Annotated in this window: 24 protein-coding genes and 1 tRNA gene; 23 read left to right on the top strand and 2 right to left on the bottom strand. The window is 56.4% G+C overall.

Annotation, left to right across the window (positions count from 1 at the left end; all coding sequences use genetic code 11):
* The first annotated feature begins 2 nt into the window (after window positions 1-2).
* The 21 genes from lgt to PAE68_RS22555 all read left to right on the top strand — a co-directional run bounded on the left by lgt (window position 3) and on the right by PAE68_RS22555 (window position 20,561).
* On the top strand, window positions 3-1,067 hold the full coding sequence (gene lgt / locus PAE68_RS22655) for a prolipoprotein diacylglyceryl transferase (RefSeq protein ID WP_281890799.1): 1,065 nt from the start codon (window positions 3-5) through the stop codon (window positions 1,065-1,067).
* Window positions 1,067-1,738, top strand: a complete 672-nt coding sequence (gene ppaX, locus PAE68_RS22650) for a pyrophosphatase PpaX (RefSeq protein ID WP_281890798.1) — start codon at window positions 1,067-1,069, stop codon at window positions 1,736-1,738. Before lgt ends, ppaX begins: the two co-directional genes overlap by 1 nt.
* Window positions 1,725-2,228, top strand: coding sequence for an acyltransferase (locus PAE68_RS22645; RefSeq protein WP_281890795.1), 504 nt, complete (start codon window positions 1,725-1,727; stop codon window positions 2,226-2,228). The genes ppaX and PAE68_RS22645 overlap by 14 nt, the downstream gene beginning before the upstream one ends.
* 215 nt (window positions 2,229-2,443) lie before the next feature.
* Entirely contained in the window at window positions 2,444-3,643 is a 1,200-nt protein-coding gene (locus PAE68_RS22640; RefSeq protein WP_281890794.1) for an ATP phosphoribosyltransferase regulatory subunit, read from the top strand.
* Window positions 3,644-3,659: 16 nt separating this feature from the next.
* Window positions 3,660-4,310: an ATP phosphoribosyltransferase gene (hisG, locus tag PAE68_RS22635; RefSeq protein ID WP_281890792.1), complete on the top strand. Its 651-nt coding sequence runs from the start codon at window positions 3,660-3,662 to the stop codon at window positions 4,308-4,310.
* Window positions 4,307-5,596 carry a histidinol dehydrogenase gene (gene hisD, locus PAE68_RS22630; protein ID WP_281890788.1) on the top strand — a complete coding sequence of 430 codons (1,290 nt, stop codon included), beginning with the start codon at window positions 4,307-4,309 and terminating at the stop codon, window positions 5,594-5,596. The genes hisG and hisD overlap by 4 nt, the downstream gene beginning before the upstream one ends.
* Entirely contained in the window at window positions 5,589-6,203 is a 615-nt protein-coding gene (gene hisB / locus PAE68_RS22625; protein WP_281890784.1) for an imidazoleglycerol-phosphate dehydratase HisB, read from the top strand. Before hisD ends, hisB begins: the two co-directional genes overlap by 8 nt.
* Window positions 6,204-6,205: 2 nt before the next feature.
* A complete protein-coding gene (gene hisH / locus PAE68_RS22620) occupies window positions 6,206-6,823 on the top strand; it encodes an imidazole glycerol phosphate synthase subunit HisH (RefSeq protein WP_281890780.1) in 618 nt (205 codons plus the stop codon).
* A 46-nt stretch (window positions 6,824-6,869) separates the two neighbouring features.
* A complete protein-coding gene (gene hisA, locus PAE68_RS22615) occupies window positions 6,870-7,598 on the top strand; it encodes a 1-(5-phosphoribosyl)-5-[(5-phosphoribosylamino)methylideneamino]imidazole-4-carboxamide isomerase (RefSeq protein WP_281890777.1) in 729 nt (242 codons plus the stop codon).
* 65 nt (window positions 7,599-7,663) lie between these two features.
* Entirely contained in the window at window positions 7,664-8,422 is a 759-nt protein-coding gene (gene hisF / locus PAE68_RS22610) for an imidazole glycerol phosphate synthase subunit HisF (RefSeq protein WP_281890774.1), read from the top strand.
* Window positions 8,419-9,120 (top strand): bifunctional phosphoribosyl-AMP cyclohydrolase/phosphoribosyl-ATP diphosphatase HisIE, encoded by a 702-nt coding sequence (gene hisIE / locus PAE68_RS22605; protein WP_281890773.1) that lies wholly within the window; start codon window positions 8,419-8,421, stop codon window positions 9,118-9,120. The genes hisF and hisIE overlap by 4 nt, the downstream gene beginning before the upstream one ends.
* A 64-nt stretch (window positions 9,121-9,184) precedes the next feature.
* Entirely contained in the window at window positions 9,185-10,012 is an 828-nt protein-coding gene (hisJ, locus tag PAE68_RS22600) for a histidinol-phosphatase HisJ (protein WP_281890771.1), read from the top strand.
* Window positions 10,013-10,135: 123 nt separating this feature from the next.
* Complete coding sequence (locus tag PAE68_RS22595; protein WP_281890769.1) at window positions 10,136-11,086, top strand: ribose-phosphate diphosphokinase; 951 nt, start codon at window positions 10,136-10,138, stop codon at window positions 11,084-11,086.
* A 128-nt stretch (window positions 11,087-11,214) separates the two neighbouring features.
* Window positions 11,215-12,996 (top strand): tetratricopeptide repeat protein, encoded by a 1,782-nt coding sequence (locus tag PAE68_RS22590; RefSeq protein WP_281890767.1) that lies wholly within the window; start codon window positions 11,215-11,217, stop codon window positions 12,994-12,996.
* Window positions 12,997-13,041: 45 nt separating this feature from the next.
* Window positions 13,042-13,989: a thioredoxin-disulfide reductase gene (trxB, locus tag PAE68_RS22585; RefSeq protein ID WP_281890765.1), complete on the top strand. Its 948-nt coding sequence runs from the start codon at window positions 13,042-13,044 to the stop codon at window positions 13,987-13,989.
* A 165-nt stretch (window positions 13,990-14,154) separates the two neighbouring features.
* Entirely contained in the window at window positions 14,155-15,105 is a 951-nt protein-coding gene (locus PAE68_RS22580; protein ID WP_281890764.1) for an ROK family glucokinase, read from the top strand.
* A 49-nt stretch (window positions 15,106-15,154) separates the two neighbouring features.
* A complete protein-coding gene (rapZ, locus tag PAE68_RS22575; RefSeq protein WP_281890763.1) occupies window positions 15,155-16,054 on the top strand; it encodes an RNase adapter RapZ in 900 nt (299 codons plus the stop codon).
* Window positions 16,051-17,043 carry a gluconeogenesis factor YvcK family protein gene (locus tag PAE68_RS22570; RefSeq protein WP_281890761.1) on the top strand — a complete coding sequence of 331 codons (993 nt, stop codon included), beginning with the start codon at window positions 16,051-16,053 and terminating at the stop codon, window positions 17,041-17,043. The genes rapZ and PAE68_RS22570 overlap by 4 nt, the downstream gene beginning before the upstream one ends.
* A 5-nt stretch (window positions 17,044-17,048) precedes the next feature.
* Window positions 17,049-17,975, top strand: coding sequence for a DNA-binding protein WhiA (whiA, locus tag PAE68_RS22565; RefSeq protein WP_281890759.1), 927 nt, complete (start codon window positions 17,049-17,051; stop codon window positions 17,973-17,975).
* Between the two features lie 176 nt (window positions 17,976-18,151).
* A complete protein-coding gene (locus tag PAE68_RS22560; RefSeq protein WP_054819201.1) occupies window positions 18,152-18,421 on the top strand; it encodes an HPr family phosphocarrier protein in 270 nt (89 codons plus the stop codon).
* A 361-nt stretch (window positions 18,422-18,782) separates the two neighbouring features.
* On the top strand, window positions 18,783-20,561 hold the full coding sequence (locus tag PAE68_RS22555; RefSeq protein WP_281890754.1) for a copper amine oxidase N-terminal domain-containing protein: 1,779 nt from the start codon (window positions 18,783-18,785) through the stop codon (window positions 20,559-20,561).
* A gap of 144 nt (window positions 20,562-20,705) precedes the next feature.
* On the opposite strand, the gene clpP is transcribed toward PAE68_RS22555, so the two are convergent.
* Together clpP and PAE68_RS22545 are read right to left on the bottom strand one after the other, a co-directional pair.
* On the bottom strand, window positions 20,706-21,287 hold the full coding sequence (gene clpP, locus PAE68_RS22550; protein ID WP_281890751.1) for an ATP-dependent Clp endopeptidase proteolytic subunit ClpP: 582 nt from the start codon (window positions 21,285-21,287) through the stop codon (window positions 20,706-20,708).
* Between the two features lie 136 nt (window positions 21,288-21,423).
* Window positions 21,424-21,498 (bottom strand) — tRNA-Arg (locus PAE68_RS22545).
* Window positions 21,499-22,025: 527 nt separating this feature from the next.
* Between PAE68_RS22545 and PAE68_RS22540 the strand changes: the two genes are divergently transcribed.
* Window positions 22,026-23,390, top strand: a complete 1,365-nt coding sequence (locus tag PAE68_RS22540) for a diaminobutyrate--2-oxoglutarate transaminase (protein ID WP_281890750.1) — start codon at window positions 22,026-22,028, stop codon at window positions 23,388-23,390.
* A complete protein-coding gene (locus PAE68_RS22535; RefSeq protein ID WP_281890748.1) occupies window positions 23,354-24,898 on the top strand; it encodes a pyridoxal phosphate-dependent decarboxylase family protein in 1,545 nt (514 codons plus the stop codon). The genes PAE68_RS22540 and PAE68_RS22535 overlap by 37 nt, the downstream gene beginning before the upstream one ends.

Genomic DNA, 24,898 nt, shown 5'->3' with positions numbered 1-24,898 from the left:
GCATGTTCTTGGCATTGGATCCGGTCGCATTCTCATTAGGGCCGCTGACCGTTCATTGGTATGGTATTATTCTGGGTACTGCAGCGATTGCCGGCTTGCTATTGGCCGTTCAGGAAGGCAAGCGCTTCGGCATCCCTTCGGATTTCTTCATGGACCTCTTGCTGATCGGCGTTCCGTCGGCGATCATCGGCGCGCGCATCTATTATGTAGCGTTCAAGTGGGAGGATTACAAGGATAACTTCATCGAGGTGTTCAAAATATGGCACGGCGGCATCGCCATCTACGGTGCACTGATCGGCGCTATTATCGCTGCGGTCATCTACGTAAGACGCAAAGGCTATAACTTCTGGCGCATCGCGGACATATGCGCGCCCGGCTTGATCGTCGGTCAAGCGATCGGACGGTGGGGCAACTTCGTGAACCAGGAGGCGCATGGCGGTCCGGTGTCGGAGACGTTCCTGCGTCAAAACCTGACGTTGCCCGACTGGATTGTGAATCAGATGATGATTAATAACACGTACTATCATCCAACATTCCTGTATGAGTCGTTGTGGAACGTGGTCGGTCTTATTGTGTTATTCGTGCTGCGCAGGCAAAGCTTCATGCGGGCGGGCGAGCTGTTCTTCAGCTACTTCATCTGGTATTCCATCGGCCGCTTCTTTATCGAGGCTTTCCGTACGGACAGTCTTGACTTCATTGGTCCGAGCTGGCTGGCTTCGCTGATGAACGCTCTATGGTCGCCAATGGCGGCACTAGGCTTCGAGCAAGGGATGCTGACCTACGGTGGCAACGTGCGGATCTCGCAGCTGCTTGCACTGCTGATCATCGTAGCTGCTATCGTGCTTATTATCGTAAGACGCCGCACAGGAGCTGCAGACGCTCGCTATGCGGACCCGATTGTTTCCCTTGCGACCAGAGAGGGTGGAGCGGCTACGTTGAGCGACCAGCCGATGACACATTCTGCTTCAGAGGTAGAGGCGCAGCAGGTGAAGGCTGATCGAAATGAAGAGTCCGACCAAGCATCCGCTGATGCGGTTGATCCTAATGAGGATAAAGGAGTAAAGTGATGATCCGTACCGTACTGTTTGATCTGGATGGCACCATTCTCGATACGAACGAGCTCATTATTCAATCGTTCATTCATACGTTCGACGGCGTCACGCCGGAGCCTGTCACACGCGATCACATTATTCCGAACATGGGCAGACCGCTGCAGGAGCAGATGATGTACTTTACAGGGCGCTCCAGAGATCAGGTGGACGATCTGGTGACGAAATATCGGGAGTACAACATCCGTCGTCATGACGAGCTGGTGCAGGCGTTCCCATACGTGGCCGAGACGCTGCATACGCTGCGCGAGGCAGGTGTGAAGCTCGGCGTCGTGACGAGCAAGATGCGCCGGACGACAGATATGGGGCTGAAGCTGACCGGCATCCTCGACTACTTCGGGTCAGTCATTACGGTGGACGATGTCGAACGTGCGAAGCCGGACCCGGAGGGCATCTTCAAGGCGATTGCGGAGCTGGGCGGCAAGCCGGAGGAGACACTGATGGTGGGGGACAGCCACTATGACCTAGAGGCAGCGCACAATGCGGGCGTTGCTTGCGTCGGCGTATCGTGGTCGCTCAAGGGTCTTGAGTACTTGCGCCAATACAATCCGACGTACTTGATTGATGATATGCGGGAGCTGCTGCCGATCGTCGGTGTTGAAGGGGAAATGCCAGTTGCGAAGGACTGACCGTTATCCGGTAGATGGGCCGAACTCGCTGTGGCAGGTGTACAGCACGATCAGCCGGGTGAAGGCGGTTCGGAACTTCGTGATCATCCAGCTTGCGAGGTATGCGCCCTCCCTTCCCTTGAAACGGTGGATATACCGCCGTGTTCTCGGGATGAAGGTGGGGGAGCATGCTTCCTTTGCCTTAATGGTGATGGTGGATGTGTTCTTCCCTGAGAAGATTGAGGTCGGGGATAATACGATCATCGGGTACAATTCGACGATATTGACGCATGAATACTTGATTAAGGAATATCGGCTCGGTGCTGTGAAGATCGGCTCCCACGTCATGATCGGTGCGAATACAACGATATTGCCCGGTGTCACGATCGGCGATCACGCGGTCATCGGTGCAGGCTCGGTCGTCCATAAGGATGTTGCGCCATACAGCTTCGTCGCAGGCAATCCACTGCGCGTCATCCGTGCAGATGTGCGGGAGGAGAAGCAGGAGTAGCTGGCGAAGGGGCTGTGCGATGGTATGTGCAATGGTAAGGAATGAGGAGCGTCATGGATGAGCGGGAAGGTCCGTTCTGCATTGACGCTTCCTTCATTCCATGGTAGACTTACGAGTACATCCTTTATTTTGGTAGCATGGTAGCACATTAGCGAACTAAAGCGAAGCTTGAGCAATAAGCATAACCAACATCTTATAATAGCAGGTGAAGACGAGTGTCCAAACCGAAAGTATTTGAAAAACCGACAGGCGTAAAAGATTATTTGCCGGAGGCGGCAGCACAGCTGCGTAGTCTCGAGAGCAAGCTGATGCAATGCATGGAGCGCTGGGGCTATCGCGAGATCATTACCCCAACGCTGGAATATTACGATACCGTTGGAGCTGCCAGCTCGACGGAGGATAAGAAGCTGTTCAAGCTGCTGGACCGCAACGGGACGACGCTGGTGCTGCGCTCGGACATGACGGCGCCAATCGCGCGAGTCGTGTCATCGCTGCTGAAGGACCAGCCGTTCCCGCTCAGACTTTCGTACCATTCGAACGTGTTCCGTGCGATTGAGGCGGAGGCGGGGCGGGATGCGGAGTTTTTCCAGACGGGCGTGGAGCTTGTCGGGGATGCGTCCAGTGAGTCCGATGCGGAAATTATTGCGCTGGCGATCGCCTGTCTCCAGGCAGCAGGTGTGCAGTCGTTCAAGATCGCGCTCGGTCACGTCGGCTTCCTGAACGGTCTGTTCCAGGAGACGCTGCACGATCGTCTGGATGCGCAGAGCCTCTTGAAGGATTGTCTGCTCAGCCGCGATTACGTCGGCTATAGAGAGGCGCTGAAGTCGCTCGGCTTACCCGATGACATTCGCGGTGAGTTGGAGGGTATCTTGCGGCTGCGCGGCGGTCAGGAGATCTGCAGCCAGGCGCGTCAGCTGACGAACGATCCGGTGGCGCACGCGGCCATTACGCATCTATGCGAGATGTGGGATGTGCTGCAGGCGTACGGCGTCAGTGAGCATGTGCTGATCGACCTGACGATGATCGGGGATTTCTCCTATTATACGGGGATGACGTTCGAGGGCTATGCAGCTGAGCTCGGCTTCCCGGTATGCAGCGGCGGTCGGTATGACAACCTGCTGTCGCAGTTCGGTCGTCCGGCGCCTGCTACAGGCTTCGCGCTCAAGACGAATCGGATGCTGGAGATCTTGAGCAAGGGCGCGGCTAAGGATACGATGAGCCGGGTGCTGCTTACGTACAGTGCGGGTAAGCGCCATGAAGCGCTGAGCCGTGCGATGGTGCTGCGGGCTGAAGGGCAAGCGTCTGTAGAGACGCTGCTCGTCGAAGGTCAGGGGCTAGCCGTGGAGAAACTACCGGATGGGACCGTGCAGGTGCAGGGCGTCGTCTATCACAGTGTGATCGAGTTGGTGGAGTAAAGGAGCGGCGATACAGGTGCAGGAGTTATTGAAGGTTGCGATGCCCAAGGGGCGTATTTATAAACAGGCGTCGAAGCTGTTTCGCGAGGCGGGCTTAACGATTCCCGAGGAGACGGACGAATCCCGTAAGCTGATCATCGCGGTGCCTGAGGCGAACATGGAGTTCATAATGGCGAAGCCGGTGGACGTGCCGACCTACGTCGAATATGGTGTAGCCGATATCGGCGTCGTCGGCAAGGACGTGCTGATGGAGGAGAACCGCGACGTCTATGAGCTGCTTGATCTCGGCATTGCGCGCTGCCGGATGTCGGTCATCGGGCTGCCCGATTGGAAGCCGGTGCTGAATCCGCGCGTGGCGACGAAGTATCCGAACGTGGCTTCGCAATATTTTCGCGAGCAGGGGCAGCAGGTGGAGGTCATTAAGCTGAATGGCTCCATCGAACTGGCGCCGCTTATCGGGCTGGCGGATCGGATCGTCGATATGGTCGAGACCGGCGGTACGATTCGAGAGAATGGACTGGCGGAGCATGAGGTTATCTTCTCGATTACGAGCCGTCTGATTGCCAATCGCGTGAGCTATCGGATGAAGAACGAGGCGATTCAGTCGCTGTGCGATCGGCTTCAGCCGGTTATCGCTGCAGTCGGGAAGGGGGTCGGCGCACGATGAAGCTGATGCCAGCATCCCAGTTCTCGCTGAAGCGGGAGGTTGAATACGGCTCACCGGAGCAAAATGAGAGCGTCAAGCGCATCATCGAGGAGGTGCGCAACGACGGCGATGCGGCGCTGCGCAGACTTGCGAAGCAGTTCGATCGCGTCGAGATTGACGAGCTGCGCGTGACGGAGCAGGAGATCGAGGCAGCTTACGCGCAGGTCGACGAAGCGTTCGTGACGGCGCTGCGCGGAGCGGCGGCGAACATTCGCCGCTTCCACGAGAAGCAGCTGCGCTCGTCGTGGATGGATCTGCAGCCGGACGGCACGATTCTCGGCCAAGTGATGCGGCCGCTGCGCCGCGTCGGCCTATACGTACCGGGCGGCAAGGCGGCGTACCCGTCGTCCGTGCTAATGAATGCGATCCCAGCGCAGGTGGCGGGCGTGCCGGAGATCGTGATGGTGACGCCGCCATCGACGGCGGGTCAGGCGGGCATTAACCCGCACATTCTCGTTGCGGCGGCAGAGGCAGGCGTACGCGAGATTTATCGCGTCGGCGGCGCTCAGGCCGTAGCCGCGCTCGCGTACGGCACGGAATCGATCCAGCCGGCCGACAAGATCGTCGGCCCGGGCAACATCTACGTCGCGTTGGCGAAGCGATACGTGTTCGGCGTTGTCGATATCGACAGTATCGCCGGTCCGAGCGAGATTGTCGTGCTTGCCGACGATTCGGCCGATCCCGGCTACGTGGCGGCTGATCTGCTGTCGCAGGCGGAGCACGATGAGATGGCGTCGGCCATTCTTGTGACACCGTCGGCTGCGCTTGGCGAGGCGGTGAAGGCGGAGGTGGAGCGCCAGCTGGCTGAGCTGCCGCGTCGTGACATTGCCGAGGCGTCGGTGCGCGACTACGGGGCGATATTGACCGTAGACAGCTTGGAGGAAGGCATCGATGTCATTAACCAGCTCGCTCCCGAGCATCTTGAGGTCATCGTGCGGGAGCCATTCCAATACTTAAGCCGCATTGAGAATGCGGGTGCGATCTTCCTCGGGCCGTACAGCTCGGAGCCGGTCGGCGACTATTACGCAGGACCGAACCACGTGCTGCCGACGAACGGGACAGCGAGATTTTCTTCGCCGCTGAACGTGGATCATTTTATGAAAAAGTCAAGTGTGATCTCATATAGCAAGGAAGCGCTGCTGCGCGATGGCGAGGCGATTATGGCGCTGGCGCGTCATGAAGGACTGGAGGCGCACGCGCGCGCGATCCAAATACGACTGGAGAAGGAAGGCGATTCCCGTGGCTGAGCAAGGACAAGAGCTGCGCGTCGGCCGTACGGCCGAGGTAGCGCGACGTACGAACGAGACGGACATTAAGCTGGCATTCAACATCGACGGTACGGGTATATCGGAGCTGGAGACGGATGTGCCGTTCTTCAACCATATGCTCGATCTGTTCACGAAGCACGGTCACTTCGACCTGAAGGTAGATGCGCGAGGCGATGTGGAGATCGACGATCATCATACGGTCGAGGATATCGGCATCTGTCTCGGACAGACGCTGCGCGAGGCGCTCGGCGACAAGAAGGGCATCAAGCGGTACGCGAACGTGTTCATCCCGATGGATGAGGCGCTGGCGCAGGTCATTATCGACGTGAGCAATCGTCCGCATCTGGAGTATCGGGCGCAATATCCGTCGCAGACGGTCGGCAGCTTCACGACAGAGCTCGTGCATGAGTTTCTGTGGAAATTCGCGCTCGAGGCGCGTATTACGCTGCACGTCATCGTCCATTACGGACATAATACGCATCATATGGTGGAGGCTGTATTCAAGGCGCTCGGACGTGCGCTCGATGAAGCGACGAGCATCGATCCTCGCGTACAGGGCGTGCCGTCGACGAAAGGGGTTCTGTAGCCATGATCGCGATCATCGACTATGGCATGGGGAACCTGCACAGCGTTCGCTCGGCGGTCGAGCGTCTCGGGTACGAGGCGATCATTACGTCGGACGAGCGTGAGCTGATCGAGGCGGACGGCGCGATCTTGCCGGGCGTCGGGGCGTTCGGCGACGCGATGGAGCATCTTCGCGAGTCGAAGCTGATCGACGCGACGAAGGCGTTCGCTGCAAGCGGCAAGCCGCTGCTCGGCATTTGCCTCGGCATGCAGATGCTGTTCGACCGCAGCGAGGAGCACGGCACGCATGAGGGGCTCGGCCTGCTGCCGGGTGAGGTCGTGCGCTTCCAGGGCGACTACAAGGTGCCGCATATGGGCTGGAATAAGCTGTCATTCTGTCAGCAGAGCCCGCTGTTCCGTGGACTGGAGGAGGGGCACGTCTACTTCGTGCACTCGTACCATGTGAAGCCGGAGCGGGAGAACGATCTGCTCGCGGTCACGGATTATTACCAATCCGTGACGGCAATTGTCGGACGCGGGAACGTATACGGCATGCAGTTCCACCCGGAGAAGAGCGGGGCGGTCGGCATGCAGCTGCTCGATAATTTCTTATCGATGTGTGCGAGCAAGAAGGTCGTCTAAGCAGGTACGGTTCAATTGATCTTACATTATTGGAGGAGTCGAGCTCATGTCTTCATTCACGATATATCCGGCGATCGACATTCGCGGCGGCAAGTGCGTGCGTCTGATCCAGGGCGATTATAATCAGGAAACGGTATATAACGAGAACCCGCTCGAGGTCGCGAAGGCTTGGGCGGAGCAGGGTGCGAAGTGGATTCATCTGGTCGATCTGGACGGAGCGAAGGCAGGCAAGCCGGTGAACGATCAGCTGATCGCTAGCATCGCGCAGGCGGTGCAGGTGCCCGTGCAGGTCGGCGGCGGCATTCGGACGCAGGCTGATGTCGACTACGTGCTGTCGCTCGGCGTGTCGCGGCTCATTCTGGGCACGGCGGCGATTGAGGACCGCGACTTCGTACGCAGCGTGCTGAAGAAGCACGGCGAGAAGATCGCGATCGGTCTTGATGCGCGTGACGGCTTCGTAGCGACGCGCGGCTGGCTCGAGACGAGTCAGGTGAAGGCGACCGACCTTGCGGTTGAGCTGGCGGCGGAGGGTGCGCGTACGTTCATCTTCACGGACATCTCCCGTGACGGCATGATGGAGGGTCCGAACGTGGAGGCAATCGTTGCGCTCGCGAAGGTATCCGGTCAAGAGGTCATTGCATCCGGCGGCGTCAGCCAATATTCGGATCTGCAGCGTCTCGCCGAGCATGTGTCTGAAGGCGTCGGCGGTGCGATCGTCGGCAAGGCGCTGTATACGGGAAGCATTAAGCTGATCGAGGCGCAGGCATTGGTGTAGAGCTCGGAGGATACGGCTGTAGTATAAGCATGGATGGATTATGAACGGTAAAGGAGGGGACGCGTATGCTGACTAAGCGCATTATCCCTTGTCTGGATGTGAAGGATGGCCGGGTGGTGAAGGGCGTGAACTTCGTCAACCTGCGTGATGCAGGAGATCCGGTCGAGCTGGCCTCGATCTATGATCGCGAGGGCGCTGATGAGCTCGTCTTCCTCGACATCTCAGCGTCGCATGAAGGACGGGCGACGATGATCGAGGTCGTACAGAAGACCGCGGAGCAGATTACGATCCCGTTCACGGTCGGCGGAGGTATCGCCAGCGTGGACGATATGAAGCGGCTGCTGCGCGCAGGCGCAGATAAGATCGGTATCAATACGGCCGCTGTGCGCAATCCGCAGCTCGTCGCTGACGGCGCTCGCCGCTTCGGCTCGCAATGTATCGTTGTCGCGGTGGATGCGCGGTTCAATGCGGAGTGGGGCGAGTGGGAGGTGTTCACCCACGGCGGACGGAACGGAACTGGCATGAAGGCGCTGGAGTGGGTACGGGAGATCGAGCGTCTTGGCGCAGGCGAGATTCTGCTCACGAGCATGGATGCGGACGGCACGAAGGACGGCTTCGACCTGCCGCTGACGAAGGCGGTATCGGAGCTCGTCTCGATTCCGGTCATCGCTTCGGGCGGTGCGGGGAAGAAGGAGCACTTCCATGACGTGTTCGCGGAGGCGAAGGCGGATGCGGGACTGGCTGCGACGATTTTTCACTATAAAGAAATGACGATTGAAGAGGTCAAGAGCGACCTCAGAGCGAAAGGTGTGGAAGTGCGATGAGTGAACAACGCGGTGCGGCGGCAAGCTTGCAGGAGCTGAATGCTGCGATTCGCTGGGATGCGCATGGTCTCGTGCCGGCCATCGTGCAGGATGCGGTCAGCAAGGAAGTGCTCATGCTGGCCTATATGAACGAGGAGTCGCTCGGCAAGACGCTGGAGAGTGGCCAGACGTGGTTCTGGAGCCGCTCGCGCAGCGAGCTGTGGCATAAGGGCGCGACGAGCGGGCACATTCAGAAGGTGCGCTCGCTGAAGTACGACTGCGACGGCGACACGCTGCTCGTGCAGGTGGAGCAGGCAGGACCGGCCTGTCATACGGGCCAGTACAGCTGCTTCTATAACGAGCCTGCGCTTGGCGTGTGGCAGGACAAGGCCGAAGGCCAGCAGGCTACTGCAGGAGCGGCGTCAGGACAGGACCGCTTCGAGATCCTTAACAAGCTCGAGGCGACGATTGCACAGCGTGATGCCGAGCGTCCAGAGGGTGCGTATACGACGTACTTGTTCGAGAAGGGCGTCGACAAGATTTTGAAGAAGGTCGGCGAGGAAGCGGGCGAGGTCATCATCGCAGCGAAGAATCGCAGCCGCGAGGAGCTAAGGTACGAGGCGAGCGATCTGCTGTTCCACCTGCTCGTGCTGCTGCGGGAGCAGCAGGTGCCGCTCGATGACATTATGCAGGAGCTGGACCGCCGTCATAATAAATAAGTAACATGATCCGATACGATCCGATCGGCTCGGGGCTTGTTATTTCAGGAGGGAACGTTCAACGATGCGAATCGATTACCACACGCACCATGTGCGCTGCGGGCATGCGTCGGGTGAGCTGGAGGAGTACGTATTAAGGGGCATTGAGATTGGGCTGACCCAGCTGGGGCTGTCCGATCACATGCCCTTGCTCCATGTAGACCCGGCTACCTACTTGCCCGGCATGGCGATGCCGATGGAGGAGCTTCCGCACTATGTGGAGGAGGCGTTCCGTCTGCAGCAGAAGTACAAGGATCAGATTGACATCCGCGTCGGTCTGGAGGGCGATTATATCGAGGGCTGGGAGACGGAGATTGAGCGGATCATCCGCGCTTACCCGTGGGATTACGTCATCGGCTCCGTTCATTTCCTCGGCGAGTGGGACATTACGGACTACCGCCAGACGGACGGCTGGAAGGAGCGGGACGCTTACGCGGTGTACGAGCAATATTACGACGCTGTCGAGAAGGCGTGTCGTACCGGCTTGTACGACTATATCGGTCACATCGATGTCATCAAGCGCTTCGGCTTCAAGCCGGACTGCGATGTGCAGCAGCTAGAGCGTCGCGCGCTTGAGGCGGTGAAGGCCGCCGATATGGCGATTGAGCTGAACGCGTCGGGCTTGCGGATGCCGGTGAACGAGATGTTCCCGAGTCGCCGGATGCTCGAATATGCGCTGGAGCTCGGTATTCCGGTGACGATCGGCTCGGATGCGCACCAGCCGGAGCGGTTGTCGCAATATTTGGATCAGGCTGTCGATATGTTGAAAGCTGTCGGATTTAACGAATTAGCCACATTTAAAGCGCGTAATCGTACGATGGTGCCTATTGGAATCGATTCATTTCATGTATAATAAGGTTGTAATGAATGTTTTAATTTTATGTAAAGCTATAGCTAACGAGCAATCCTTGTCATAAGTAGTCGGAGCATGTCGAAATGAATCAACCTATGTACCCTTTAGAAAGCGGAGGTAACCATGTACAGCGACAAAATGAAGATTTTTTCGGGTTCGTCCAACCCGAAGCTGGCGGAGCGCATTTGTAAGGAGCTTGAGGTGCCGCTAGGCCAGATTAAGCTTTCCCGATTCAAGAGCGGGGAAATCTACTGTCTCTTCGAAGAGAGCATTCGTAACTGCGACGTATTCCTCGTACAGACGTTCTCGGATCCGATTAATGAGAACTTCATGGAGCTTCTAGTCATGATGGATGCGGCGAAGCGCGCTTCGGCGAGAACGATCAATCTTGTCGTTCCATACTATGGTTACTCCCGCCAAGAGCGGAAGGCAGCGCCGCGTGAGCCGATCTCGGCGAAGCTGGTCGCTGACCTGCTGACGGCAGCCGGCGCAGACCGCGTTATTACCATCGACCTGCATGCCCCGGCGATTCAAGGCTTCTTCAATATACCGGTGGATCATCTTACAGCGCTTGATCTCGTCAGCGATTACATCAAGCGGTTGAATCTTCCGAATGCGATCATCGTGTCTCCGGATGCAGGTCGCGCGACGACTGCGGAGAAGATGGCGAACATTCTCGATACGCCGTTCGCTATGATGATCAAGAAGAGACCGGCACACAACGAATCGGTCATTACGCATGTGATCGGTGACGTCGAAGGGATGACGCCGATCATTATCGAGGACTTGATCGATACGGGAACGACGATTGTTAACGTCGTCGAGAGTCTGAAGGAGCGCGGTGCCAACGATGCGTACGTCTGTGCGACGCACCCGGTGTTCTCGGGCCCTGCGCTGCAGCGTCTGGATCACCCGAACATCAAGGAGGTCGTCATTACGGATTCGATCGCGATTCCGGACGGACATTCCGAGAAGTTCCAGGTATTGTCCGTTGCTCATCTGTTGTCCGATGCGATTAATATCATCATGTCCGGCGGCTCTCTCAGCTCGTTGTTCAAGTACGGCGGCGTGTAAGTAACTTGTTGATTGAATCGGCTGCTGCGTGCAGCTCCGCTATCGAATCAGGCCTCAAACCTTACGGTTTGAGGCCTACCTGTGTTATACTGAGGTATCAATAGGTTTCAGGGAGGTGCCTTATAGACGTGGAGAATAAAAAACGTGTGTTACCCAAACCCGCAACCAATGTCGTACCGATGAAAAGGGATGCCACGTTCTTTTTCGAGAAAGCCGTTCAGTCCCTGGACCGTTTTCATTACGATAAGGCATTGAAATATTTTCGCCGCGCAGCTGAATATGAGCCAGAAAACCCGGTTAATCATTGCAACCTGGCCGGACTGTTGTCTGAAATGGGTAATTATGAGGAATCTAATGTCATTCTGCAGCATGTGCTTGATCGCATCGATCCGACCATGACGGAATGCTACTTCTATATGGCGAACAATTTTGCCAACATGGAGAAATACGAGTCAGCCGAGAAGGCGATCGTCCACTACTTGGAGAATGATCCGAACGGGCAGTTCTTAGAAGAATCGGAAGAAATGATGGAGCTTTTGCGCTTGGAGCTGGATCGTCCGACGAAGCTGTCTACGATTAAGAGCCGTGAAGGCTTGTTCGAGCATGATCAAGCGAGAAGCTTGCTGGAGGAGGGGAAATTCTCTGAGGCAGTGAGGCTGCTGGAGAAGCTGATTCGCACGCATCCGGAGTTCATAGCGGCTCGTAACAATTTGGCACTGGCTTACTATTACATGGGATTGTTCGAGAAGTCGGTTGCGATGATTAAGCAGGTGCTGGAGCTGGAGCCAGGCAATTTGCACGCATTGTGCAACCTTGCGATCTTCTACCAGCACTTCGGAGATAAGAACGAGCTGTCCGAGCTGCTGGAGCTGCTGCGCAAGACGTACCCGTTTCATCAGGATCATGTGTTTAAACTCGCTACGACGATGGGTATCTTAAGTGAGCATGAGCAGGCGTACCGCTTGTTCAAGCGACTCCTAAAGGGCGGAGAGGCGACGGATGACCCTTGCCTGCATCATTATGCCGCAGTGGCCGCATATAATACAGGTCGGCTGCACGATGCGGAGAAGCTGTGGAGACAAGTGCAGAAGCTGGACCCTGGCTCGGAGATTCCGAAGTTTTACTTGAATATTGTCGGACAGACTCACGAGCACAAGGACATGTCAGATCCGTCTGCCGCAGACGGCGTTGCGCAAGTGAGCTACCATTACCAGCTCCCGTTCGAGGAGCAGCTGCGCACGATTGATAAGAGCAGATCGGAGAACGGACTGCCCGAGCAGCTGAAGAAGGATCCTCTCGTTCGCGCTTCCTTCTTCTGGGCGCTGCGACACGGGGACAGCAACACGAAGCTTCAAGTGATTCAAGCGTTCGCGCTCCTTGCCGACGAGGAAGTGAAGGATGTGCTGAGCGAGTTCATCGCACTGCCTGATGAGGACGACTATCTCAAGAAGGTCGCGATCTTCGTGCTGCGAAGTCTAGGTGTTCAGAGGCCGCTGCAGGCGGTGCTGGAGGGATGCCGTACGACGGTTGCCCCTTCGCCGCATTCGCCCAACCTGCCAGTGTGGGATCCGAAATGGCAGACCGTCATGGAGGTGGCACTGCGTCACATGGCACGCCGCTACGATATGGTGCAGCAGTACGACCTGCAGACGCTATGGGTCGAGTACTTGACCCGCGTGTTCCCCGAGGTGCCGAAGATTACGAAGGTAGAGGGCTGGGCCGCTGCACTCGAATATTGGATAGCCCGCATGCACCGCCGCACGTTATCGTTCCAGGAGCTGGCCAATCGGTATGGCGTGTCCGCTGTTACGGTAAGCAAGAATGCCAAGTCGATCGATGCGGTATGCGGCCTGCTCGAGAAGATGGACTCGATATTCCGCAAGTTACCTGGGATGGATTCTACTTCATAATACGATGTAATGGATTAAGCAGGATGGAAAGGAGTGCATGAGCATATGTACAAATCGATCGTAATCGGCACGGGACCTGCCGGTCTTACGGCAGCTATATATTTGGCGCGAGCGAATCTGAGTCCACTCGTTATCGAGGGGCCGGAGCCGGGCGGACAGCTGACGACGACGACCGAGGTGGAGAACTTCCCGGGCTTTCCTGAGGGCATTATGGGGCCTGAGCTCATGACGAACATGCGTAAGCAGGCGGAGCGCTTCGGAGCCGAGTTCAAGACGGGCTGGGTCAATAAGGTGGATCTGTCCAAGCGTCCGTTCAAGCTGAATGTCGAAGGGATCGGCGATCTGGAGGCGGAGTCGCTCATTATCTCGACCGGAGCATCGGCGAAGCTGCTCGGTATTACGAACGAGAAGGAGAATATCGGACGCGGCGTGAGCACATGCGCAACGTGTGACGGCTTCTTCTTCCGCGGCAAAAAGATTATTGTCGTCGGCGGTGGCGACTCGGCGATGGAGGAAGCGAACTTCTTAACGCGCTTCGCCACTCAGGTGACGCTCGTCCATCGCCGCAGCGAGCTGCGCGCCTCGAAAATTATGCAGGACCGCGCCCGCGAGAACGAGAAGGTCGCCTGGAGCTTGAACCGGACACCGCTTGAGGTGGTCGCCGGTGATAAGGGCGTAACCGGTCTGAAGGTGAAGAACAACGAGACCGGTGAGGAGGAGCTGATCGAGACGGACGGCATCTTCGTTGCGATCGGTCATAAGCCGAATACCGAGTTCCTTGCAGGACAGGTCGCAACCGACGAGATCGGCTACATTATGGTGAAGCCGGGGACGTCGATGACGAATGTCGAAGGTGTATTCACTTGCGGAGACGTGCAGGATAGCAAGTACCGTCAAGCGATTACTGCAGCAGGCAGCGGCTGTATGGCGGCTCTTGACTGTGAGAAGTTTCTTGAGGGGCATATGGTGCACGATTGGAGCAAGTCGCTCTAAAGAACCGCTTTATAGCAAGCGTGGAACAGTATTGTTTCACGCTTTTTCCTATTGTCTTGTCTTGACCTGTCGTATAGGTTGTCTTATAGTTGGAACAGGAGTGCAAGCCGACGAACGATAAGTATGTTATGGATGCGATTGTTAATTAATGAGGTGAAGCCAACGATGAGCGGTAAAGTATACTTAGGAGTCGATCTTGGAGGTACAACGATTAAGCTCGGTTTGTGCGATGAGCAGGGCAATCTGCTGCAAACTTACGAGGGGCCAACGGGAACGGAGCACGGAGCGGATGTCGTCCTCGAAAATATTGCGCAATATGCACGCAAGCTTGTCGAGGAATCTGCATACACATGGGAGCAGGTAGCTGGCATCGGAGCCGGTTTTGCAGGCTTCATGGACATGGAAGAGGGCGTTATGAAGCTGGCGCCGAATCTGGGCTGGCGGGATGTACCGGTCAGAAGGATCTTGGAGGAGAAGCTGGGTAAGCCGGTCAAGATCAATAACGATGCGAACGTTGCCGCGCTTGGCGAAGCATGGGCAGGTGCAGGCAAGGGTATTAACAACTTGGTGTGCTATACGCTCGGAACGGGTGTGGGCGGTGGTGTTATTATCCGTGGTCATATTTATGAAGGCTTCAACGGCATGGCTGGCGAGCTGGGGCATATGGTGATCGTACCGGACCTTGAGGCGATCGATTGCGGCTGCGGCAAGAAGGGATGTCTCGAGACGGTGTCGTCAGCTACAGGCATTATTCGGATGGCCAAGGAAGCGGTTGCGCGCGGGGAGCATACGTCACTGGCGCTTGTCGAGAACATCATGGCGAAGGACGTCTTCGATGCGGCGAAGACCGGCGACGAGACGGCGCTCCGCATCATTAACCGAGCGGCGCTGTATATCGGCAAGTCGATGGCGCTTATCTCGGTTGTGCTGAATCCACAGCGCTTTATCGTAGGCGGCGGCGTGTCTAAGGCTGGAGATATATTGTTCGATGCGATACGTAAATATTACATCGAGCATGCGCAGGAGACGGTGAAGGAAGGCGTGGACATCGTACCGGCCATTCTGGGCAACGATGCAGGTATTGTCGGTGCGGCTGGACTGAGCCTGCGTGCCTGACCACAAGGCATAACGATTCGAATACCATACGAAAGGAGTGCTGATTCCCATGGATGAGCTGCAAAGTATTGGCAAGCTGGTCATCATTACCGGGATGTCCGGCGCCGGTAAGACGATCGCGGTACAGAGCTTAGAGGATCTCGGCTACTTTTGCGTGGATAATTTACCGCCGGTGCTCATCCCGAAATTTGCGGAGCTCATTGAGCAGTCGAAGGGACGCATCGGCAAGGTCGCGCTGGTCATCGATTTGCGCGGGCGCGAGTTTTTCAATACACTTTCCTCATCGCTTCGGTACTTGAACGAGAATTATACAATTACGAATGAAATTCTGTTCCTGGAGTCGACCGATGCCGTGCTGGTACAGCGCTACAAGGAGAGTCGGCGCAAGCATCCGCTCGCTCCGACGGGCGCACCGCTCGAGGGCATTCAGCAGGAGCGCAAGCTGCTGGAGGAGCTGAAGGGGCTCGCGACGCAGGTCATCGATACGAGCAGCTTGAAGCCCGCTCAGCTGAAGGAGAAGATCGCCTCGAGATTTTCGACGCTGGAGAGCGGCAGCATCTCGATCAACGTCATCTCGTTCGGCTTCAAGTATGGCATTCCGATTGACGCGGATCTCATCTTCGATGTTCGTTTTTTGCCGAATCCGCATTATATCGATCATCTGCGGCCGAATACGGGACAGGACAGCGAAGTGTACGACTATGTGATGAAGTGGAATGAAACGCAGGAGTTTCTGACTAAGCTGCTCGATATGCTGCACTTTCTGGTGCCCCAATATAAGAAGGAAGGCAAGAGCCAGATTGTCGTCGGCATCGGCTGTACGGGCGGTAAGCACCGGTCAGTGGCCATAGCTGAATACTTGGGCAAAGTGATGGGCAGCAGCGAGACTGAGGTCGTCCGTGTGAATCATCGGGATTCCGAACGGGACCGCATTGAGGTGAAGCGATGAGCCTAGACGCGGAAGGCGATGCGGCGTATCAGCCCCGAATCGTAGTCATCGGCGGGGGAACCGGGCTGTCCGTTATGCTCCGCGGCTTGAAGCAGAAGCCGATCGACATCACCGCGATTGTGACAGTGGCCGATGACGGCGGAAGCTCTGGCAGACTGCGTTCGGAGTTCGAAATTATTCCTCCTGGCGATATCCGGAACGTGCTTACGGCGCTTGCCGATGTGGAGCCGCTATTAGGGAAGCTTCTGGAATATCGGTTTGACAAGGGGAACGGATTGGCAGGCCACAGCTTGGGTAACCTAATGCTGGCGGCTATGAGGGATATTACCGGTGATTTCGTAACGGGTGTGCGGGAGCTGAGCCGGGTGCTTGCGGTTAGAGGACGGGTGCTGCCCTCCTCCGATCAGGCGCTCGTGCTGCATGCGGATATGGAGGACGGCTCCCACGTCGAGGGCGAGTCCAAAATTCCGAAGGCTCGCGGTGTCATCAAACGAGTGTCCATCGAGCCTAGCGATGCGCGCGCCCTGCCCGAGGCGCTGGAGGCGATTCGGAAGGCCGACGCGATTCTTGTAGGTCCGGGGAGCTTGTACACGAGCATATTGCCCAATCTGCTCGTACCGGAGATTACCGAAGCGATCGTCGAGTCGACATCACTTAAGATGTACGTCTGCAACGTCATGACACAGCCTGGCGAGACCGATGATTACAAGGTGAGCGATCACCTGAAGGCGATTCGCAATCATATTGGCGAAGACTTGTTCGATTATGTCATCGTCAATAACAGTGAAATTCCGGAGCAGGTGCTTGTCAAGTACGCAGAGCAGGGCGCAAGGCCCGTCGAGCTTGATCGGGATGAGGTGGAGCGGCACGGGTACAAGGTCATTGCGGACCGGTTCGTGCTGTTTCGGACGTATTTACGGCATGACGCCGAAAAGCTAAGCCAGCATATTTATCAATTGGTGGAGAGCTGGATGTTCAAGAAGAGGTGAGATTCATGTCCTTCGCCGCTGTAACGAAGAAGGAGCTGACGCTGCTTGAGTCGGAGAGCTGCTGCGAGCGCGCCGAATTAGCTTCGCTTATTCGCATGAACGGGTCCGTGCAGCTGACAAGCCAAAAGATTGTGCTGGACATTTCAACAGAAAATGCTGCGATTGCTCGAAGAATTTATTCGCTGCTGAAAAAAACGTTCCGCGTGCATACGGAGCTGCTCGTCCGTAAAAAGATGCGGCTCAAAAAAAACAACGTCTACATCGTTCGTGTGCCAACGCAGGTACAGGATATACTCAAGGAGCTGCAGATCGTCTCCGAGGGATTCCTGTTCACGCCGGGCATTGAGGCTGCGCTGATCAAGCGAAGCTGCTGCAAGCGGGCGTACTTGCGTGGAGCCTTCCTCGCCGGAGGCTCGGTTAACAATCCGGAGGGCTCATCGTACCATCTGGAAATATACTCGATGTACGAAGAGCACTGTAAGGCGCTCTGTAAGCTTGCGAACGAGTTCGACTTGAACGCGCGCTGTATTGAGCGGAAGAAGGGCTTCGTGCTGTATATTAAAGAGGGCGAGAAGATCATCGAATTTCTGAGTCTGATCGGCGCACATCAGGCGCTGCTGCGGTTCGAGGATGTTCGGATCATGAAGGACATGCGTAATTCCGTCAATCGGCTTGTCAATTGCGAAACGGCCAACTTGAACAAGACGATCGGCGCTGCTGTCCGGCAAATTGACAACATCCGACTGCTGCAGAAGGAGATCGGGCTCGATAAGCTTCCGGATAAGCTGCGCGAGGTGGCGGAAATTCGCCTCATGCATCCGGATATGAACCTGAAGGAGGTCGGAGACCTGCTGAAGGGGAAGGTGAGTAAGTCTGGAGTTAACCATCGGTTAAGGAAAATCGATGAATTGGCTGAAAAGCTTCGAAAATAAGCGAAATTACTTTGAAGTTTAGATTTTTTGTGGATTTTTTCAAATTTTCTAGTGCAATGCAACGGAAAATGATATACTAGATGAAAAATCGCAATTTTTTTGCTTTATGCTAGCGATTCTGTCACCAACTGAAATAATAAAAGCATCAGCTATTAAAAGTAGGGGGTATTGGTTGCATGTCGAGACGCCCAGTAGTCGTCAAGTTGAAAACAGGCCTTCATGCCAGACCGGCGGCACTTTTCGTTCAGGAAGCCAACAAGTTTTCTTCCGAAATCTTTGTGGAGAAGGACGAGAAGAAGGTGAATGCCAAAAGCATCATGGGAATCATGAGCTTGGCGATCAGCACAGGGACTGAAGTCCATATTAGTGCAGAGGGATCGGATGCTGAGCAGGCTGTAAACGCTTTAGTCGCTTTGGTCAGCAAAGAGGAGCTGGAGAATCAGTAAGGAACGGTAAGCTTCCGCTTACGGAAGCTTCACCACCATCACATAAGGAACCTTCACCTCGAGAATGCGAGCATGCGGCAGTCCACGAGAGCTCGTGGATTGCGGTTGCGTGCAGGATGGTGTGTATGCGTTTGCATCAGCCGTATGAGCTGCTGCTCCAAGTGCGGGCGTTAAGGTTAAGGTTGCATGCTTCTTAAATAAGGATCGACGATGACGGGAGCTGCCTGCAGGCAGCTCTTTTCTTTTTACACTGCCCACTATATTTTTACAGCAGAGAGAAACCTTTATCATGGATCGAGCGTCTAAAATGGTGCAGTTATTGGTATCCTGAAAACGGAACTAAAGAGGAGAAGAGAGAAGCATGCTACAGAGAAAAAATGAACTATCGCTATTGCTCGTGCTGTGCTTGCTACTGACCACATTCGGCTTCACGGGTGCGGCGGCAGCGGATAAGGAAGAGCGGCCGCCTTCTGCTGGGACGACGCATGTGCTGCTGTACTTGAACAAGGATGCGGCATTCTTGAACGGGGAGCAGGTGAAGCTCGATGCGCCTGCAACGATTATTAAGGATAAGATGTTCGTTCCGGCCAAGTTCCTCGGCGATGCGTTCGGTATGAAGGTCGAGTGGAACGAGGAGAGCCGTATGATCGAGATGGAGACGCCAAGAGCGCAAATCTTAATCGATGTCGATAATAAGTCGATCTGGATCGGCGGCTACTGGGTGCATTTCGATGAGGCTGCTGCAATCGTCAATGGTCGTCTGATGATTAAGCTGACGTGGCTGGCCGATTACATGAACGCCAAGTATACCTACAACGACGAGTTGAGACGCGTTGAGGTGCTACACGTGCAAGCGCCGAAGGGCATCTATAACCCTGACCAAGATAACTCCAAGCCGGTGGCCAAGTTCGCCTTCGGCAAGCCGGTGTACCGACTGGGAGAGCCGATCAAGTATATCGACTTGAGCTACGACCCGGACGCGGAGGGGACCATTAATTATAAGTGGACCGGCAAGGCGGAAGTATTCTTCACGCCGGGCACGTACCCGATTACGCTGACGGTCGAGGATCGACACGGGAACAAGAGTGAGCCGTACACGCGCTATGTGGTGATCAGTAAGGAGCCGTACTTGAGCGAGGTCGAATATCCGATCTATATGAAGCCGATCGGTTCGTTCATGAAGACGAACTGGTCGATTCTGTGGGGCAACTTCCACGAGCTACCCATGCTGTCGAAGCAGGTAAGCGAGGATACGTCTCGCAGGCTGCTCGTCAGCGACAGCCCGGAGACGTTCACCGAGCTTGGCGTGCTGTATGAGGATACGATGAACGGCAAAGGAAGACTGTATGCCGATCATGTGAACGGCATGAACGAGATGGTGGAGCTCGGTATTCTCGTAACGAACAATACGAGTAAGCCGGTTACCGTCAAGACGACGAATAAGGGTGAAGTATGGCCATCCGTCTATGCCAATCTAATTGGCAATGAGGCGACGGTCGACTTCCTGCTCGGAGACCCGTTGAACGAGAAGATCACGATTCCTCCTAAGCAGACGTTCATCTATAAGCAGATGCCGGAATTTTATCCGAATCAGGGCGTGAACCTGTTCTATGATGTGGAGACGGACGGCGAGGTTCAATTCACGTTCGTGGTGGATAAGGAGCTGTCTACAGAGTCGCTCGAGCTTCCGCGACTGGCGTTCAACGGACATGTGAGAGGTACATTCCCAGTATCGGAGGTAACCTGGAACATCGACGCGACGAGCTTCACGAAGCCGTCAAGGCTCGTGATCGGCGACGGCAAGCTCGATCCGTTCCAGCCGGGCTTCGACCCGCTGCGCGGCACGCCGGTGTTCAATGATGGCAACTACGGTGTCATCTACAAAATTCATGCGGTGAAGCCTCGTAAGCTGGCGGTGCTGGTGCTGCCAAGAGGCGGCGTATTCAAGGGTCCGTTCAAAATTAACGGTGAAATGCGACTTGTGCCAGAGTCGGGCATTATGACGGCGTTCGACGGCCTGCAAATTATTGCGCGCACGACCGGAACAGAGGAGTCGCTCGATATCGAGTTCAGCCCGCCGGCGGGGTCGGCGTTCCCGATCGACATTATCTTCTACCCGCTCGATGAGCGGGCGCCTTAACAGCATATGGTGTGAGAAGCCTCTGTCAGCATGATGCAGACGGAGGCTTCTTCGGCTTACGACTGATAAGCAACAGCCCCGATAGCGGCACGCATAAGCGCGCTTGTATCGGGGCTGTTCGTCTAATCGGACTGCAGGAACGTCTTAAATCTTCTCAATAACCTTGTCGATCAAGCCGTACTTCATTGCTTCCTCAGCAGACATGAAATTGTCGCGGTCCGTATCCTTCTCGATCGTCTCGAACGATTGACCTGTACGCTCTGCGAGAATCGTATTCAGCTTATCACGCATCTTCAGAATGCGCTTCGCGCGAATCTCGATGTCACTCGCTTGACCTTCTGCGCCGCCGAGCGGCTGATGGATCATGACCTCGCTGTTCGGCAGCGCGTAGCGCTTGCCCTTCGCGCCTGCAGACAGCAGGAAGGCGCCCATCGAAGCGGCCATACCGACGCAGATCGTCGAGACGTCCGGCTTGATGAATTGCATCGTGTCATAGATCGCCATGCCGGAGGTGATAGAGCCACCGGGGCTGTTGATGTACAGACTAATTTCTTTATCCGGATCTTGGGCAGCTAAGAACAGCATCTGCGCAATGATCGAATTGGCGACAACGTCGTTAATCGGGCTTCCGAGAAAAATGATCCGGTCCTTCAGAAGTCGCGAGTAAATATCGTAGGCGCGTTCTCCTCTTGCATCCGGTTCAACAACCATAGGAATAAAGCTCATTGTGCTGCACCCTCCTTTGATATTAAAACTATAACCATAATAACGGAATCTCAACCAAAGGTCAAGAAAGGTCAAACTCGAACGCAAAAAAAATCAGTCTTCCGAGCAGAGGACTGATTGTTGGTAGTAAGTATAGTGGCGCGCCCGTAAGGAATCGAACCTTAATCTCAGGCTCCGGAGGCCTACGTCATATCCATTGGACCACGGGCGCGTGCTGCTTTCACATAAAGCCAATCAAGCTTCCAAAAGTGACAGCGAAGTTAATTATATGCGATCTCGGAGTGAAAAGCAAGCGATAGTTGCGCGAGCTGTGCGAGTATGCACGTTAAACGACGTCGCACCTAGCTGTGACGGGATCTGTAAGGGGCAGCTGCGGCTGACGACCAGTTCACCCGCAGCAATGGATCGACGGCCAGCAGGTGCGGGTTGCTCCATGCGCCAGTAGTCCGCTGACTGGGAGTGCCACTTCCGTCGACGGCGGCTGGGAGGGACAGTCGCTGTCATGTGGAGCTGAGTCTGGCTATTTGATCAGGCGGGAGCACAGAGCCTTGCGTAGTCCGTTTGTTAAGTTATTCTCTTTACTTTACTTGAGAATGAGAATCGTTGTCAACATATTTTTTCTATACTTAACCACAATTTTATATTTAATAAAAAGTGTTGCATTGATAATGATTATCATTTAAAATGGGCTCCATCAAGGCGTGGTGTCATTAATTTCCAAATGGGGGGCTCAAATTGATGGGAAATGCAGCGTATTTGGAAAGCCAACGTATGCGGGAATCGAATGCAAGATCGTATCCGCGCAAGCTGCCGCTTGCGCTCGTCGAGGCGAAGGGGCTGCAGGTGAAGGATGCGGACGGCAAGGTATATATCGATTGCTTGGCCGGTGCAGGGACGCTGGCTCTTGGTCACAATCATCCGGTCGTCATCGAGGCGATCGAACAGACGCTTCGCGCGGAGCTGCCGCTTCATACGCTCGACCTGACGACTCCGGTGAAGGAGCGGTTCGTCGATGAGCTGTTCAGCCACTTGCCGGAGGAGCTGGCTCGCAAGGGGCGCATTCAGTTCTGCGGACCGACGGGCGCAGACGGCGTGGAGGCGGCGATGAAGCTGGCGAAGACGGCAACGGGTCGCTCGGGAATGTTCTCCTTCCAAGGGGGCTATCACGGCATGACGGCGGGGGCGCTCAGCCTAATGGGCAATCTGCAGCCGAAGCGGCACGTTGGCACGCTGGTGCCGAATGTGCAATTTTTACCGTATCCGTACTCCTATCGTTGTCCGTTCGGACTAGGTGGGTCGATGGGGGCAGAGGTAGGCACTCGATATATTCACAATTTGCTCGACGATCCGGAGAGCGGTGTCTTGCCTCCTGCGGGAGTCATTCTGGAGCTCGTCCAAGGTGAGGGCGGCGTCATTCCTGCGCCGGATGAATGGACAAGGGCGCTACGGCAGATGACGAGCGAGCGCGGCATTCCGCTGATCGCCGATGAGGTGCAGACGGGTCTTGGCCGCACGGGGCGCATGTTCGCCTTCGAGCATGCCGGTATTGTGCCGGACATCGTCGTCATCTCCAAGGCTGTGGGCGGCAGCCTGCCGCTATCGGTCGTCGTATACCGCGAGGAGCTGGACCAATGGGAGCCTGGCGCACATGCTGGGACGTTCCGAGGCAATCAGCTGGCGATGGCAGCGGGCACGGCGACGATGCGCTTCATCCGCGAGCAAGGACTGGCGCAGCATGCCGAGCGTATGGGGCTTCGTCTGATGCGCCATCTGGAGCAGACACGCACCTCGTGCCGCAGCATCGGTGAAGTGCGCGGACGCGGGCTGATGGTCGGGGCGGAGATTGTGAACGCTGCGTACGCTCCCGATCCGCTCGGCAGCTTCCCTGCGCATGCGCAGCTTGCCAGAGAGGTACAGAAGCAGTGCTTCGACCGAGGGCTCATTTTGGAGCTAGGCGGGCGACATGGAAGCGTCGTGCGGTTTTTGCCGCCGCTCATCGTTGAGGAGGCGCAGATCGACCGAATCGGCGAGCTGTTCCATGAGGCAGTGCTGGCGGCCGAGCAGGCATGCGGATCGGTGGAAGGGGCGGTAAGCGGCGTATGACCGAGTATGCGTATGAGAACGATTTTTTGACAGGCAAGGAGGAGAGTCAGCGCACGTATCGGCAGCTCATGCACGAGTCGGTCGAGGTGTTGATCCAGCACTTCGCCAGCGCAGACAAGCCGTACAGTGGTGCGGACCCGCTATCGCTGCGAGACGGGGTGCGTCGCTATCCGGTGTGCCCGGAGGAGGAGGGGAACGCTGCGGAGCTGCTGCCCCGTCTCGGTGAGCTGCTGCTTCAGCATAGCGCTGTGGTGACGCATCCGCTCTGCATGGCGCATCTGCATTGCCCTCCGCTGCAAGCGTCGCTGGCTGCCGAGCTGCTCATTACTGGAACGAATGCTTCGATGGATTCATGGGATCAGAGCATGTCGGCGACGATGGTGGAGCAGGAGGTGGTCCGCTGGCTGTGCAGCTTATTCAGCCTGCCCGAGGGCGGCAGCGACGGCGTGTTCACAAGCGGCGGCACCCAGTCCAATCTGATGGGACTGCTGCTCGCCCGCGATCATTACGCTGAGGACCGCTGGGGCTGGAGCATCCAGCAGCGGGGCCTCCCTCCCGAGGCGTCACGACTGCGCGTGCTATGCTCGGAGGCGGCGCACTTCACGGTGAAGCAATCGGCGGCGCTGCTGGGACTTGGGCACGAGAGCGTCATGACGATTCCGTGCGATGAGCGAGGACGAATGCGCGTCGACGCGCTGGAGAAGGCGCTGCTGCAGCTGAGGGAGCTGGAGCTGCTGCCCTTCGCCATCGTCGCGACGGCAGGGACGACGGATCTGGGGGCGGTCGATCCGCTTCCCGAGCTCGCTGCGATTGCCCGCAGAGACAGACTGTGGCTGCATACGGACGCAGCGTACGGAGGAGCGGTGCTGCTGAGCGATCAGTATGCGTCGCTGCTGGACGGAATCGAGGCTTCGGATTCGATTGCGGTCGATTTCCACAAGCTGTTCTTCCAGCCGATCAGCTGCGGGGCGTTCCTCGTACGGGAGCGGTCGATGTATCGGTACGTGCGACTGCATGCCGATTACTTGAACCCGCAGCGCGACGATGAGGATGGCGTGCCGAACTTGGTCGGCAAGTCGCTGCAGACGACTCGGCGGTTCGATGCGCTGAAGCTGTATATGTCGCTGCAGCTCGTAGGGCGGAAGCGGCTCGGATGCATGATCGATACGGTCATCGAGCTGGCGTCGGTCGTGGCGGAGCAGGTGCGCCGCAGTCCCGCTCTCGAGCTGCTGGCCGAGCCTGTGCTAAGCACAGTGGTGTTCCGCTATAGGGGCGAGCTGGACTCGGATGAGCTCATCGGCGAGGTCAACCGCCATATTCGCGAGGAGCTGCTGCGCAGCGGGGAGGCGGTCATCGCTCGAACGCGTCTGCAGCAGAACGATTGCTTGAAGCTGACGCTGCTGAACCCGACCGCCACATCGGCGGAGATCGGGCGCGTCATCGAACGCATTGTAAGTGTGGGCTCCGCCTTGGAGCAGCAGCATACGAAGCAATACCATATCGTATAG

It is taken from the genome of Paenibacillus sp. YYML68 (genome assembly GCF_027923405.1).
In the GTDB taxonomy this organism is placed as follows: Bacteria; Bacillota; Bacilli; order Paenibacillales; family NBRC-103111; genus Paenibacillus_G.
The sequence above is the reverse complement of the archived record's forward strand: the minus strand, read 5'-3'. Positions and strand labels throughout refer to the sequence as shown.

Bases quoted from the DNA above. Each gene is read 5' to 3' on its own strand.
- lgt (WP_281890799.1), top strand. From the start codon at position 3: ATGTTCTTGGCATTGGATCCGGTCGCATTCTCATTAGGGCCGCTGACC.
- ppaX (WP_281890798.1), top strand. From the start codon at position 1,067: ATGATCCGTACCGTACTGTTTGATCTGGATGGCACCATTCTCGATACG.
- hisD (WP_281890788.1), top strand. From the start codon at position 4,307: ATGAAGCTGATGCCAGCATCCCAGTTCTCGCTGAAGCGGGAGGTTGAA.
- hisH (WP_281890780.1), top strand. From the start codon at position 6,206: ATGATCGCGATCATCGACTATGGCATGGGGAACCTGCACAGCGTTCGC.
- hisA (WP_281890777.1), top strand. From the start codon at position 6,870: ATGTCTTCATTCACGATATATCCGGCGATCGACATTCGCGGCGGCAAG.
- hisF (WP_281890774.1), top strand. From the start codon at position 7,664: ATGCTGACTAAGCGCATTATCCCTTGTCTGGATGTGAAGGATGGCCGG.
- hisIE (WP_281890773.1), top strand. From the start codon at position 8,419: ATGAGTGAACAACGCGGTGCGGCGGCAAGCTTGCAGGAGCTGAATGCT.
- hisJ (WP_281890771.1), top strand. From the start codon at position 9,185: ATGCGAATCGATTACCACACGCACCATGTGCGCTGCGGGCATGCGTCG.
- PAE68_RS22595 (WP_281890769.1), top strand. From the start codon at position 10,136: ATGTACAGCGACAAAATGAAGATTTTTTCGGGTTCGTCCAACCCGAAG.
- trxB (WP_281890765.1), top strand. From the start codon at position 13,042: ATGTACAAATCGATCGTAATCGGCACGGGACCTGCCGGTCTTACGGCA.
- PAE68_RS22580 (WP_281890764.1), top strand. From the start codon at position 14,155: ATGAGCGGTAAAGTATACTTAGGAGTCGATCTTGGAGGTACAACGATT.
- rapZ (WP_281890763.1), top strand. From the start codon at position 15,155: ATGGATGAGCTGCAAAGTATTGGCAAGCTGGTCATCATTACCGGGATG.
- PAE68_RS22570 (WP_281890761.1), top strand. From the start codon at position 16,051: ATGAGCCTAGACGCGGAAGGCGATGCGGCGTATCAGCCCCGAATCGTA.
- whiA (WP_281890759.1), top strand. From the start codon at position 17,049: ATGTCCTTCGCCGCTGTAACGAAGAAGGAGCTGACGCTGCTTGAGTCG.
- PAE68_RS22560 (WP_054819201.1), top strand. From the start codon at position 18,152: ATGTCGAGACGCCCAGTAGTCGTCAAGTTGAAAACAGGCCTTCATGCC.
- PAE68_RS22555 (WP_281890754.1), top strand. From the start codon at position 18,783: ATGCTACAGAGAAAAAATGAACTATCGCTATTGCTCGTGCTGTGCTTG.
- clpP (WP_281890751.1), bottom strand. From the start codon at position 21,287: ATGAGCTTTATTCCTATGGTTGTTGAACCGGATGCAAGAGGAGAACGC.
- PAE68_RS22540 (WP_281890750.1), top strand. From the start codon at position 22,026: ATGGGAAATGCAGCGTATTTGGAAAGCCAACGTATGCGGGAATCGAAT.
- PAE68_RS22535 (WP_281890748.1), top strand. From the start codon at position 23,354: ATGCGGATCGGTGGAAGGGGCGGTAAGCGGCGTATGACCGAGTATGCG.